The organism is Pantoea sp. T14 (genome assembly GCF_036663535.1).
Lineage (GTDB): Bacteria > Pseudomonadota > Gammaproteobacteria > Enterobacterales > Enterobacteriaceae > Pantoea > Pantoea phytostimulans.
Genome location: NZ_JAWUEB010000011.1, coordinates 184,585 through 197,599 on the forward strand (window position 1 = coordinate 184,585; position 13,015 = coordinate 197,599).

The following is a 13,015-nucleotide window of genomic DNA, read 5'->3' on the forward strand; positions in this document are numbered from 1 at the left end:
CCACGGTAAGGAATCCTGATGTTGTGGTTTAAAAATATGATGGTTTATCGTCTGAATCGTGACATTCCGTTGTCCGCAGACGAGATGGAAAAACAGCTCGACGCCTTTACTTTTTCGCCGTGTGGCAGCCAGGATATGAGCAAAACCGGCTGGGTGCCGCCGATGGGCAATCGCAGTGATGCACTGACTCATGAGAATAACGGGCAGATTATGATCTGCGCCCGTAAAGAAGAGAAAATGCTGCCTTCGCCCGTAGTTAAACAGGCGCTGGAAGCCAAAATCGACAAGCTGGAAGCAGAACAGAGCCGCAAGCTGAAAAAGACCGAAAAAGATTCGCTGAAAGATGAAGTGCTGCACAGTTTGCTCCCCCGTGCTTTCAGCCGTTTCAGCCAGACCTATATGTGGATCGACACCGTAAACAACCTGATCATGGTTGACTGCGCCAGCGCCAAAAAAGCGGAAGATATGCTCGCTTTGCTGCGCAAAAGCCTCGGTTCATTGCCGGTAGTGCCGCTGACATTAGAAAGTCCGATTGAGCTGACACTGACTGAATGGGTACGCTCAGGCGATCTGCCCGCCGGTTTTGCGCTAATGGATGAAGCGGAGTTAAAAGCGATTCTGGAAGATGGCGGCGTAATCCGCTGCAAGAAACAAGATCTGGTGTGTGATGAAATCGCTAACCACATTGAAGCCGGAAAGCTGGTGACTAAACTGGCGCTGGATTGGCAGGAACGCATCCAGTTTGTGCTGTCGGACGATGGTTCGGTAAAACGCCTGAAGTTCAGCGACACGCTACGCGATCAAAACGACGATATCGATCGTGAAGATTTTGCTCAGCGCTTCGACGCTGACTTTATCCTGATGACCAGCGAACTCGCCGCGCTTACCAGTAATCTGGTGGAAGCGCTGGGCGGAGAATCGCAGCGCTAAAAAAAATGGCCGCATCGTGCGGCCATTTATTTAGTCTTTCAGATAGCGACAGAGATAAGAACTCGGCTCGCCCACCTGTAGATGAAACTCGCTGTGGCCCGGTACGTTAAACACCGAACCCGCTTCAAACCATTTCCACTCAGTCTCGCCAGGCAGCAACACTTTCAATGATCCGCTGACCACAGTCATCTCTTCGGGTTGGCCGGTGCCAAATGTATATTCGCCTTCGGCCATTACACCAACGCTGGCACGACCTGTGCTCGCACTGTCAAAACCGATGGATTTAACTTTTCCGTCAAAATACTCACTTACGTTGAGCATAATACTTCCTCACAGCACATTTAGGTGTCTGGCAGTGTAGAAGGGAACTCGCTGATCTGTCACGTGAAAAAACCAGCGATGTAGCAGAGTGTGATCTCACTAAACCTCAGACGATCAGCTCTGCCGCCAACTTCGCCACCAGCACGTTTGAAAGCAACACCGGAATACTCAACTTCTTCTGCAAGAAGTCGCGATGGTGCTGGTGATAACCAATACAATCCAGTACCACCACTTCTGCTCCCTGCGCCAGCAACGCCTCCGCTGCGGCTTGCAGTGTAGATTCATCGGCTAAATAGGGGCTGGCGACAGCGAAACAAGGTGGCTTATTAAGATGACGCCACTTGTTGGCCTGCTCACGAATTTGCTCTTTAACCGGCACCACAATGCCTACCTGATGCTGATGAACAATCGATTTTATCAGCGGCGGAATGATGCGATCTGGCTCCAGCAGTAATGCGTGTTGCGCCTTTAGCGTGCCGAATTCACCGGTGCACAACAGCAGAATAGTGTCGTAACCCGCTTCTTCCAGCGCATCTATCTTTTGCTGTAATCCCTGCTCAACCTTCGGCGCAGCGAGTCGCACCTGTTGACCATTCCGCAAGCGCGACACCAAAATGCTGTCGCCAGGTTCAGCCGCGAACTGCGCTTCAATCTCCGCAGCGCTCATACCATCCAGCAAGCCTACATGATCAATGTGATCGGCAGGCAGATGCTCCAGCAGCAGCGGCAGAATATCACTGCGCGGTGACTGACCAATGGTCAGCGTGACCAGGGATTTATTCATATTATGGATTCCGGTTACGTAGATGGCTTAGGCTGCCGTATAACGCGAGCAAACGGGCGTACTCGTCTGCGTCATAGAAGTGACAGGTTTCGCGCCCGAACTCTTTCGCTACTTCAACGGCAAATTTCGCCGCCGCCGCGATATCCACTTCATGGCTCGCGCCCGTTCCGCAACCCGGCACCACCGATTCAGCGGTAATCGCTACACCGACTACCGGAACATCGGTCGCGGTGGAGGGCTGCAAAATGCTGTTCAAATGGTAAATACCGTTGCCGTAAGGCGTGATGTCTTGCGTGGTGATCGGAAACGTCACTGCAGGACGGCCACTGGTCATTTCCATAATGCGCAGCAGATCGTCGGAAACGCGCAAAATGTAGCCCTCTTTCACCGTTGGCGATAACGCATAACCTTTGTGATTGATGATGCGGTTACCTTTGGTGGTATCGATCGACAGAATCGCATCCACGCCCTCAACCACTTCATTGTCATTCATGGTGACGTCGTCAATCGGTGAATCCATGAAATCGACGGGCTCATGCGGACGCGTTGGCGCATCCGGGCAAATATGCGTAGTGATGATCACATCGCCCGCCAGCACGTCGCCTTTGGTTTGCATTTGTGCCAGCTTCAGGGCGCTGGTGATGGCCGCTATAGCGCCGTCGGCATCAGACACCAAGCCGATACGCGTTGGACGCGCACCGATCCCCCCCAGACGTCCAATAATGCCCAGCGTCGGCGCATTGCCGCCGGTGGCTTTGCCGTTGCTGCCGGGAATATCGACTCTTACGAAGTCGGTGCGCCCTTTCGGACCGCTAACGCGTTTGAATGTAGCGCGAACACCCGGATAATCAGCAAACAGATCCACGACCTGCTGCCCATCCACAAACGCGCTGTCGAATAATTCAAATACCTGCAAAGTCTGCTGCAAACTCATCGTCGATCCCTTAGTTATTTTTTACTGCTACTGGCAAACAGCGAATGAAAGAAGCTGTACAGAGCGTCACCGGCAATAAAGCCCGCCGCCATGACTTCCATCGGCGAACGCCCGCGCTCGCCCCAGACGCGAATAATGACAATACGCAAAGCAATACCCACCACTACCGCCCAACCCGCCATCGCGTTATTAATTAATAAACCAGTGGCAAGCAGAACGCCGAGCTGGCGCTTCGGTCCACCAATGAATTGAATAATCGCGCCGGGAATGGCCCACATCAGCAAATTACCCGCAATGCCAGGTTCGGCTCCGGCCTGAATAGTTTTTGCGTAAACGCGTGCGACCGGCGGTAGCAGGTTCTCAGCAAAGAAAATTGTGTGCGCATACCACACCAGTGGAATCGAGACGACAAAGGCGATCATTGCGGCGATCAACTGAATGCGACGTCCCCATAACTCTTGCTGCATATCCGCGCCGTTACCGCGCAGGATAAAGCCCGCTTTCAGGTCGTAACCCATGTCTGCAAAAGCCGGGCCGGTAGCCGCCGTAAAGCCGCACAGCAGGCAGAGCGCCAGCGGCGGGAAGCCAAGCAAAATACCGACAATCAGGGTAATCAACGCCACGGCAAAGGCCGGGAACCAACCTGAATGCATCGCGGCAATGCCGACAATCAATTCATGTACAAAAGCGGCAAACGCGGCGTAGAGAATAAACAGCAGCAGCATGCCGATACTCATTTCGCTCCACAATCCGCCTGCCAGCGCCAGCAGGGCTGAAATTAAAAGATAGCCGACGCCGCCGAGACCCAGCGCGCGTTTCACTTCGCTGCCGTTACGACTGACCACCAGCGAATCCTGTTTACGGCTGCGAATCACCATCGCTACTTGAATCAACGCCACTAAACCGGCACCCACCATGACACCGTGGGGAATATAAAGCGCATTGATATCAATGCCGGCAATCGGTTGCGCATAGGCCCGAATCAGGAAACCGATTCCTAACATGCTCAGCGCCCATATATTGCCGATAAACGCGGTGCCAAAAGCAGACATAGGAATCTTCAACATGGAGCCGACGATGCCACCTACAATGCCGACCACCAATAACCACGCCTGACGTCCACCGCGATCGCCCGCTTTGATCGCTTCAGCTGCGGCAACACCCGGTGGCCATGCATTACTGGCTGGAAATACGCGCGTATCAAATAAGCGATAGAGTAAATAGGCATCCAGTAACATCGCAGCGCTGACGCCACAAAATAATGGAAAGACTAATTGAGGTTCACCTAACGCCCACGGAACAGCAATGGGCATTAATAAACTGTTTGCCGCACCAAAGGTGGCAGAGGAAATAGCCGTTTGCGCCAGGTTTTGTATTTCAATCGAACGATAACGCCGGAAAGCTTGCAGAGGAATACGCGCTAATAACATCGCAAAGAGCGCGCCAATAATAGAAGTGTTAGGTGTTACGCCGATGGTGGTAATTAGCTGAATGCCAATTATCGCCCCCGCTATTGAAAGTAAAATTAAAACCAGAGCAACGCCAACCTGTTTTACAGGATTTACCCTTTCCATATTGTCCCCGCCAATGAATACCCAGACGAAATGAAATAACGCTTCACGAGCCAAAAGGCTCGCTTACGTCATTTTTTAAATTTCATCCTTGATTTACCTGCAGCGCAAAATACGCTGGGTAAAGTGAAGTAAACAGGCCCGAAGGCCTGAGTTTTCCCGGTGTGGCGAAATATTACGCCGATAAAATCATTTAGAGGTTACGCGCCATATTTATCGGCCATCTCTGCAGCCGTTGCGCGTAACGCGTCTAATAGTGCTGGCGGGTATCCCGGCTCAGCATCCTGCGACAGAAACGACAGGCAGAGCGCCACCGATTCGCCATGATGTTTATTGTTAACAATGACTGATAACGAACTGATTCCAGACAACGTTTCATTACGTGCCAGCGACCAGCCCTGCTGGCGGATCTCAGCCAGGGTTTCGCACAGCGCCTCAACATTCTGCGGAGAATTGGGCGAAACGTTTTGCCAGTTATCCTGATAATACGCCTTCACATCTTCATCGCTTAATAGCGATAACAACGCCCGACCAGTCGACGTGGCGACGGCAGGCATGCGGCTGCCCGGCGGAGTGACTAATTGCGTAAAGTGGCGGCCGTGGAACATGCGCATTACCAGCACTTCTTGTCTGTCCAGCTTAGAGACATATCCCATGCAGCCCGTATTGGCGGCAAGGCGCACCATCGCTGGCGAAACGCTATCAACCAGCGGTGCAGAGAGATAATGTCCTGCTGCCGCCAGCAATACGCGCCCAATGTGAAAACTACGCGTTTCGGGATCGCGTTCCAGCAAACCCTGACTTTCCATGGTTGCCAGCAAACGCGATACGGTGCTTTTCGGCAGCGTTAGCGCATCGACCACGTCTGTAAACGTCAGCCCGGCATGTCCCTGCGTAATGCCTTTACGCTGAAACAATTTAAGTACGGCGGATGCGTTTTCGAGTGTGGTCATTTAGCAGTTTCACTATATGGAACAGAGTTCCTGTTTCGATGCAGCGAAAGTAAAACGTGACGCTTAATCGGTCAAGCTTAAATTAACCTCAGCGCAAATTTTAGGCAGTTTAATAACGTGTCTGACGTTTAATCACAGGCGTTTTATAGGGTTTTGAAGAGAAAAAGCAGGACAGGATGCAGTAATAAATGAGAAATACGAGAAATTAAAGTAAATACGCAGAGGGCAATAACGAGAGGAAACAGTTGACTGGCGTCCTTGCCAGTGGAATTGCCTTACTCTTTTTCCACATCTTCATAACGGTCTTTAGCGTCTTGCGCTTCAGCTTCCGATTTATGTTCGCTAATGAGCGTATTGGGTGTGGGATGGTCGGCACGCAATTCATACCAGGTTACCTTGCTGTCTTCTGCGCCTTTATCGACGGGCACAATACGCGCTTCGCGTGGATACGGTGGTCTTGTTGGCATAATCAGTCCCTCTTGGCTAAATAGCATTCCACAAGACAGGCAATTGCCTGTCAGAAAGCAAGTATAGTCAAATGAGAGCAAAGGTAACTAAAACAGGGAAAAATCTGAGGGTTAGATCAGCTCGCGCGTGCCAGTGAAAGTGATTGCAAAATCTCCTCAACAACAGATTCGGGCAGTTGCATGGCGTTCACTTCATGATGTGCGGCGGCGCGATAAAGATGCGCGCGTTCACGTAATACATCGCTCATCTCTTCCGCAATTGGGCGGCCCGTTAGCGTTGGACGCTGCCCCGCTTCTGGCTGGTTTTCCAGGCGTTCAGCCAACACTTCGGGCGGTGCGCTTAACCAGATAACCCGGCCATTTTCGCGCATAAAGCGGCGATTCGCTTCCGCTAACACCATGCCGCCGCCAGTGGCGATAATCGTGCCGGGTGCGGTAACCGCTTTGAGTGATTCACTTTCGCGTGCACGGAAACCTTCCCAACCCTCTTCCGCCACCATTTCCGTTACGCTGCGCTGTGTAACAAGCTGCAAGTGATGATCGGTGTCGCAGAAAGCGTAGCCCAGCGCCTGCGACAGTGCTTCGCCAACGGTGGTCTTGCCGCAACCGCGTGCGCCAATCAGAAAGATGGGTAGTGACATCAGGGCAGTTCCTCCGCCGTGGCAGCCCAGAGCGGCTGTGCGTTCAGCTCAATAATGCGACGCATAATAACCGTATTTTATTATCACCTCCACCTATCAAGCATCAATTGCGTGGTAGATGCAGGAGATTGAGAATAATCTTTTGAAATCGTTAGAATAGTTGATGCACGTTTTGTGCATGAGCACTCAACCCTTACCTTCGCAACATTTACTTACTGACCGTCATTTTACTTTAACCATGCTGGCCCTCATATACTTATAAGAGTCGCAACAGGAGAGTCATCATGCAACGCGAAGAGCAACAACTTATTGATGGGCTGTTTAGCCGTTTAAAACAGGCTGAAAGTCAAACCACAGCGCGCGATGCCGCCGCTGAACAACTGATTAAGCAACATCTACAGGAACAGCCAGGCGCACCTTATTACATGGCGCAGGCGATTTTGATTCAGGAAGCGGCGCTGAAAAAGCTGAATGAGCGCGTCACTGAATTGGAAAATCGTGTTGCTCAACAGCAACAGCAGCCCCAGCAGAGCAGCGGTGGGTTCCTTTCAGGATTATTTGGCGGGCATTCACGCCAGGAACCCCCTGCACAACAGCAGCCGCCAGTCTGGAACAACGCGCCACAACAGCAGCCACCGCAATATGCCAATGCACCGGCAGCACGCGGCACCGGTTTTCTCGGCGGCGCGTTACAAACCGCAGTGGGCGTGGCGGGGGGTGTGGTAATGGCAGACATGTTGACCAGCATGTTCCACCATTCTCAGCCAGAGGAGATTGTGAACATCATCAACGAGCCGCCATTGCCGGACGTGAACAACAATCTCGATACCTTTAACGGAGGCGATCAGCAATCATTCCTTGATCAAAACAGTGGCTGGGATAACAACTTCGCCGACAACAATGATTTTAATGACGTTGGCGGCGATGATTTCGACGACGACAGCTTCGTCTAATCTCAGCGTTTTTGCTGCCTGAGCCAGCTATCCAGCTCATTCGCAAACTGTTGGCGGTCACGCGGACTCATCGCCGCTGGGCCGCCGGTCTGCACACCGCTGGCGCGCATCGTATCCATGAAATCACGCATAGTCAGCCGTTCACGAATCGTTGCTTCTGAATAACGCTCACCGCGTGGATTCAGCGCTGCAGCACCTTTTTCAATAATCTCTGCGGCCAGCGGAATATCAGCCGTGATCACCAAATCGCCTGGCTCTGCGCGTCTCACGATTTCATTATCCGCCACGTCAAAACCGGCGGGCACTTGAAGTGTGCGCAAATAGGGCGACGGTGGTACGCGCAAAAACTGATTTGCAACAAACGTCACGGTGGTTTGGGTTCTGTCCGCCGCGCGGTACAGCACTTCTTTTATGACATTCGGACAAGCGTCGGCATCGACCCAAATAGACATCGCAGTTCCTTATTCTCGGGGAATGATGGAGATCTTGCCGTTCTTCTCCAGAATGGCAAATTTTATTTGATCCAGCCGCTCCAGTCCTTGCGAACTGCGTGCGCTTTGCAGAATGTCGTCTTCACTGATTCCCGCTTTTCGGGCACGCTGGGAAAGTAATTTCCCCTCCTCAACCAGAATCAATGACGTTCCGTCGATCAACATTTCGACGCGGGGAAACCATGTTTTCAACATCCCAAACATAATATCAATCACAATCAGCGTGATGATGGTAATTGACGCACCGGTGATCGAGAAATCATCCCCTAATAACGCCTGCTGGGTAGCTTCACTGATGATCAACAGCAAAATCAGATCGAAGGAGGTCATTTCCATCAAGGTGCGTCGTCCGGCCACTTTTAGCACCACCATCAGCAGCAAATACATACTCGCCGCGCGTAATACTGTTTCCATGTCGCTCTCCTAGGGATAAACCAGTGAAGTCACTTTTACTTGGCTGTGATCGTCGAATTGTACCGTGAGCGGCAGTCGCCCATAACTTTGTGGCTGAACAGTTAACCAAACCGTAGCGTCTTGCTGACCAGCACGTCTTTGCCAGCGCAAAATCAATGTATTGGCGCTGCTCCACGCTTCATCAGGTTGAGGTTGAAGCGTCTGAATCGGCAGATCGCCGAGTTGCTCACCGCTCAGGGTGATTTGATAGTGCTCGCCCTCCAGTTGATGCAGGTGAAAGGAAATATCCATGTTGCTGTCGCGGCGACCAAATCGCTCATATTCGACCTGCAAACGTTTATCACTGCTGCTTACCTGCTGCTCACTGAGGAATCCCTTTGAAAAAGCGCCGCAGGCTCCTGCAATAACAATCAACACCAACACGGCATACCCGAAGCGCTGGATGTGCCATTCAAGGCGTTGCCACAGCATGTCCTCTTTTACTGGATAGTCTCTACTGCGTTGTTCATCGTTCGACATCGTCTCTTCTCTCTGCGGCTGACTTGTTATTAATCCTGGCTGAAGTAAGCTAACACGCTAAGAAAATCGAATATTTCCTAAGGAGACGGCGATGTTAGAGAAGAAAATCGGGTTTATCGGCGGTGGCAACATGGCGAAAGCTATTATTGGCGGGCTGGTGAACAGCGGGAAAATTGCGCCGTCTAATATCTGGATATTTGACCGTAAACCGGAAACCAACCAGGCGCTGGCCGAACAACAGGGCATTAACGCGGCTGAGAGCGCTGAAGCGCTGGCACGCGAAGTCGACATTTTGTTTGGTGCCGTGAAGCCCAACGTGATTCTTAAAGTGCTAAAAGACCTGGCAGGACAATTGAAAAAGGATGCGCTGGTGGTTTCCATTGCCGCGGGTGTGACGCTGGATTCGCTGGCATCTGTGCTCGGTTATGACCGTAAAATCATTCGCGCCATGCCTAATACGCCCTCTTTGGTCAGTGAAGGCATGACGTCTGTAACGCCAAATGTGCTGGTTGAACAATCAGAGACAGATGAAGTGGTCGCGATCTTTGAAAGCTTCGGCAAAGCCGAGGTCGTTAACGAATATTTGATCCATTCTGTGGTGGGCGTGAGCGGATCGGCGCCTGCTTATGTTTTCATGTTTATTGAAGCGATGGCCGATGCTGCCGTGCTCGGCGGAATGCCGCGCGCGCAGGCGTATCAGTTTGCGGCACAAGCTGTGAAAGGTTCTGCACAGATGGTATTAGAAACCGGTAAACATCCAGGCGAGCTAAAAGATATGGTCTGCTCACCCGGCGGTACCACCATAGAAGCGGTAAAAGTGCTGGAAGAGAAAGGTTTCCGCGCTGCCGTTATCGAAGCGATGCAGCAATGCATGGCGAAGTCTGAAAAGTTGAGCCGCGGATAGCGTTTTAAACCGCCGTAAACCTTTTGATATGTGGTGTCAGCAGGGCGCGCAGCCCAGTGAAGTTGCATCACCCAGTCGCGCCGTCTCCATATAAAGTTGGAGACGGCGCGCTGTGGGAAAAGCCTGGATGCGAAAGCCAAGGCTCCATAGACGAATTTATGCCGTCTTTACGCAATAGCGTGTCATCACCCTCTGAAACGCACGTTTTGGACGTTAACCCATTTCACGCTACGAGTGACTCTCTTCCAGCAACGCCAACCCTTCCTGCATCGTCATCGGTTGCTGCATAAGCGCAACGAATTTCGCCGATAACGTATACATGCCACATGAACTCACCGCCGCTAATTGCCCCTGCTTCCCGTAAAAGGCCATGAAGTTTTTGTCTTCAAGCGAGCCAACCAATTTATATTCATCCCACTCTTCAGCATGACCCACGTAATCATAGCGGGTGGCAAATTGCGTGGTCCAAAAGAACGGAACACGGTCGTATACGATGGCGTAATCCAGCATATTTTTGGCCGCAATACGGCCTTGCTGATGCGCCACGCGATAGTGCTCAATACGCAGCGGGCCTTGTGCCGAAGGATAGGTTGCGATGTCACCCGCCACCCAGATATTTTCTGCCACCCGTAATTGGTCATCGGTTTGCAGGCTGCCATCTTCCTGTAGCGGTAAATCATGAATAAATGAGGTGGCAGGTTTGATACCGGTGGCAAATAACACCACATCAGCGGCAATAATTTTACCGTCTTTTAAACGCAGACCGGTGACGTGATGCTCACCTTCCAGCGACGCTATTTCGCCTTCAATAAATTTCACGCCGTTGGATTTATGCAGGTTATAGAAATAGTTACCGATCTCTTCACCAAACGTTTTGGCAAAAGGAACAGAATGACGAGCCAACACCGTTACATCGATGTCGCGGTTGCGTAACGCCGAAGCCAACTCCATACCGATAAAATTATTGCCGATAATCACAATTTGCTGGCTTTCATCCACCTCTTTCAGCAGCGTGTCTGTCTGGCGCCGACTACGGAGCAGATGCACACCGGCTAAATCATTGCCGGGCAAATCGGGTTTAACCGGAACGCCACCACTGGCAATCAACAGCTTATCGAAGCTGAGTTCGCCGCCCTCACTAAAAATCAGACGCTGCTGTTTGCTGTCGATACGCGCAACGTTGGCGTGAATGCGCTCAATATGCTCCAGTACATCGCCCTTGAGCAGTTGAGGCACCTCGTTGATATCCATTTTCCCCGAGGGCACAAATTTGGTCAGCGCAGTCCGATCATAAGGCGCGTCCTCTTCGCGCTCCACTAACACCACGCGCCCTTTGAAACCTTCATGACGCAACGTCCAGAGCGCTGCGCTGCCGGCAGCGCCTCCCCCCAATACCACATAGACCGGCGACGCTGCGCCGCTGCCAATCGGAGCGGCTGGCGACATCGCTTTGGGATTGACTAAGACTTGGCCATTCTCGATGCGCAGCGGATATTGCTTGAGATCGGCGAGCGCCAGGGGATCACACATTTTGCCGTCCGCAATGTTAAACACCGCTTTATGCCATGGGCAAACCAGCTTGTCGCCGCAGAGGGCACCTTGCTCTAACGGTGCGCCAGCATGAGGACATTTGGCTTGATAAGCGTGAACATTCTCTCCGTCACGAATCAGCAGCACTTCGGTTTCACCTAATTTCTTTTTAGTCGGCTGACGTTGCGGCAGATCTTTCAAGGCGACAATAAATTGATAATTCACGACATGGCTCCTTTCGCTGTTTTCATTATTAATTACGCAGTCGTAAGCGAACCGCTGCGTAATACCCTACAAACAGTAAGTGTGGCAAAAAATTCAGCGAGCCATTGTCTGAATATAAAAATCAGCGGCTAATTATTTGTTTATAATGGTTTTTTAACGAAGCATGCAATTAATACGTGGCGAATGACGTAGCAGAGGAATACGCTTTTTCAAAATAAAAAACGGCTACCCAGGCAGCCGCTGTTTTTATGACTCAATCAATTCGCGTCGCAGCAAGGCGACACGCTTGAAAAAGATCGTACCGATTAACTCTTTTTCAAACACTGACTCATATACGTTTTGCGTGCTTCACCCGCCAGTTTTTTATCCCCAGCGTCACTATTACAGGATTTCATTTTCATTTGCTGCGGTGTCATGCTGGATAACTTACTCTCTTTTTTCAGACAATCGCTCATAAAGGTTTTACGGGCATCGCCTTTGAGATCTTGCGAACTGGCGTGTTGATTACACATTGTCATTTTTTCCTGCTGCGGCGTTTTTTCTGCCGCGCTGGCAGCCGCGCTCATCAATAAGCCTGCCGTTACCATCGCCATCAAACAGCCTTTCATTATCGTTGCTCCATTGTGAGTAGACGTGATAAGTCTGGCAGGAGATAAGCAAAGCGGAGGGTTTTTAAATAATAATGATGAGAAGATCGCAAAATAGGCAACAGGGTATGCTGTTTGGCATTATATACGCGGATGTTTAAGCAACTTGTCGACGTAATTACGCAACAAAACGGCGTTTTCATCAGAAGCATCAACACCGGCACTGAACATTGCGCTTTCAATACCGGCGGCAATCGACTTTTGCTGATCAAGCTCCATCTTACGCAGCATCGCCGTCACCACAATTTCCAACGCTTCAATTTGCGCAACCAGCTCTTTAGACGCTTCTTCTTTTTCCGCGAGCTTATCCAGTAATTCAGCAATAAGGTATTTCATGCTGTTGCCTCAATGATAAGGAAACGCTGAACTTATCACCCGTCAGATTAAAAAAAAAGCGCTTTTTTCACTGTTTTCTTAGCGCGTTAAAATAAAAAAATATCAAAACAAAAATTTATTTTCTTAATAGATAAGGAGCGAAACGTTTGCTTAATAATAAAGCAGTAAGTTAAACGTTTCGCTCGCGGTTAAAGGTGCTCTATTTACACATTAGCGTGGATCGACAAAACCGCGACCTGGGCCGCCGCCGTGACCACCACCATGTCCGCCGCCCCAACCGCCCCCGCCGCCTGGTGGTGGGAAAATACATCCGCTCAACGCGGTAACCAATGCCACAACAGCAGCCAGCTTAACAATTCGTACCATATCAACCTCAAGGTGGAGAAAACGGGCTG

General features: G+C 51.0%; 17 protein-coding genes. 3 read left to right on the forward strand and 14 right to left on the reverse strand.

Annotated features, from left to right (window positions below; genetic code table 11):
- Positions 1–18 precede the first annotated feature (18 nt).
- Positions 19–930 (forward strand): recombination-associated protein RdgC, encoded by a 912-nt coding sequence (gene rdgC / locus SC127_RS04580; protein ID WP_332625422.1) that lies wholly within the window; start codon positions 19–21, stop codon positions 928–930.
- A gap of 30 nt (positions 931–960) precedes the next feature.
- On the opposite strand, the gene ppnP is transcribed toward rdgC, so the two are convergent.
- From ppnP to aroL, 7 genes are all read right to left on the reverse strand, one after another.
- Positions 961–1,251, reverse strand: coding sequence for a pyrimidine/purine nucleoside phosphorylase (ppnP, locus tag SC127_RS04585; RefSeq protein WP_009091800.1), 291 nt, complete (start codon positions 1,249–1,251; stop codon positions 961–963).
- Positions 1,252–1,357: 106 nt separating this feature from the next.
- On the reverse strand, positions 1,358–2,035 hold the full coding sequence (locus SC127_RS04590; RefSeq protein ID WP_332625427.1) for an AroM family protein: 678 nt from the start codon (positions 2,033–2,035) through the stop codon (positions 1,358–1,360).
- Between the two features lies 1 nt (position 2,036).
- Positions 2,037–2,969 carry a DUF1177 domain-containing protein gene (locus SC127_RS04595; protein WP_332625428.1) on the reverse strand — a complete coding sequence of 311 codons (933 nt, stop codon included), beginning with the start codon at positions 2,967–2,969 and terminating at the stop codon, positions 2,037–2,039.
- 14 nt (positions 2,970–2,983) lie between these two features.
- A complete protein-coding gene (locus tag SC127_RS04600; RefSeq protein ID WP_215847481.1) occupies positions 2,984–4,543 on the reverse strand; it encodes an OPT/YSL family transporter in 1,560 nt (519 codons plus the stop codon).
- A gap of 197 nt (positions 4,544–4,740) precedes the next feature.
- Positions 4,741–5,493, reverse strand: a complete 753-nt coding sequence (locus SC127_RS04605) for an IclR family transcriptional regulator (RefSeq protein ID WP_243078434.1) — start codon at positions 5,491–5,493, stop codon at positions 4,741–4,743.
- A 275-nt stretch (positions 5,494–5,768) separates the two neighbouring features.
- The gene (locus tag SC127_RS04610) at positions 5,769–5,960 is read right to left on the reverse strand and encodes a YaiA family protein (protein ID WP_215847483.1); all 192 of its coding nucleotides are present in this window, start codon (positions 5,958–5,960) and stop codon (positions 5,769–5,771) included.
- A 116-nt stretch (positions 5,961–6,076) separates the two neighbouring features.
- Positions 6,077–6,601, reverse strand: coding sequence for a shikimate kinase AroL (gene aroL / locus SC127_RS04615; protein ID WP_215847484.1), 525 nt, complete (start codon positions 6,599–6,601; stop codon positions 6,077–6,079).
- Between the two features lie 284 nt (positions 6,602–6,885).
- On the opposite strand from aroL, the gene SC127_RS04620 reads away from it, so the two are divergent.
- On the forward strand, positions 6,886–7,554 hold the full coding sequence (locus SC127_RS04620; protein ID WP_243078435.1) for a DUF2076 domain-containing protein: 669 nt from the start codon (positions 6,886–6,888) through the stop codon (positions 7,552–7,554).
- Positions 7,555–7,556: 2 nt separating this feature from the next.
- On the opposite strand, the gene SC127_RS04625 is transcribed toward SC127_RS04620, so the two are convergent.
- The 3 genes from SC127_RS04625 to SC127_RS04635 are packed head-to-tail and all read right to left on the reverse strand — an operon-like array spanning position 7,557 to position 8,978.
- Complete coding sequence (locus SC127_RS04625; RefSeq protein ID WP_215847485.1) at positions 7,557–8,006, reverse strand: YaiI/YqxD family protein; 450 nt, start codon at positions 8,004–8,006, stop codon at positions 7,557–7,559.
- Between the two features lie 9 nt (positions 8,007–8,015).
- Positions 8,016–8,459 carry a DUF421 domain-containing protein gene (locus SC127_RS04630; protein ID WP_243078436.1) on the reverse strand — a complete coding sequence of 148 codons (444 nt, stop codon included), beginning with the start codon at positions 8,457–8,459 and terminating at the stop codon, positions 8,016–8,018.
- 9 nt (positions 8,460–8,468) lie between these two features.
- Positions 8,469–8,978 carry a hypothetical protein gene (locus tag SC127_RS04635; protein ID WP_332625432.1) on the reverse strand — a complete coding sequence of 170 codons (510 nt, stop codon included), beginning with the start codon at positions 8,976–8,978 and terminating at the stop codon, positions 8,469–8,471.
- A gap of 91 nt (positions 8,979–9,069) precedes the next feature.
- Here SC127_RS04635 and proC point away from each other — a divergent pair, with 91 nt between their 5' ends.
- On the forward strand, positions 9,070–9,882 hold the full coding sequence (proC, locus tag SC127_RS04640; RefSeq protein ID WP_215847487.1) for a pyrroline-5-carboxylate reductase: 813 nt from the start codon (positions 9,070–9,072) through the stop codon (positions 9,880–9,882).
- Between the two features lie 228 nt (positions 9,883–10,110).
- Here the strand turns inward: proC and SC127_RS04645 are convergent, their stop codons facing one another.
- From SC127_RS04645 to SC127_RS04660, 4 genes are all read right to left on the reverse strand, one after another.
- Positions 10,111–11,637, reverse strand: coding sequence for an FAD-dependent oxidoreductase (locus SC127_RS04645; protein WP_332625434.1), 1,527 nt, complete (start codon positions 11,635–11,637; stop codon positions 10,111–10,113).
- A 305-nt stretch (positions 11,638–11,942) separates the two neighbouring features.
- A complete protein-coding gene (locus tag SC127_RS04650; protein WP_215847488.1) occupies positions 11,943–12,245 on the reverse strand; it encodes a PsiF family protein in 303 nt (100 codons plus the stop codon).
- A gap of 120 nt (positions 12,246–12,365) precedes the next feature.
- A complete protein-coding gene (gene iraP / locus SC127_RS04655; RefSeq protein ID WP_215847489.1) occupies positions 12,366–12,620 on the reverse strand; it encodes an anti-adapter protein IraP in 255 nt (84 codons plus the stop codon).
- Between the two features lie 210 nt (positions 12,621–12,830).
- A complete protein-coding gene (locus SC127_RS04660; RefSeq protein ID WP_215847490.1) occupies positions 12,831–12,986 on the reverse strand; it encodes a hypothetical protein in 156 nt (51 codons plus the stop codon).
- Between the last annotated feature and the right edge of the window lie 29 nt (positions 12,987–13,015).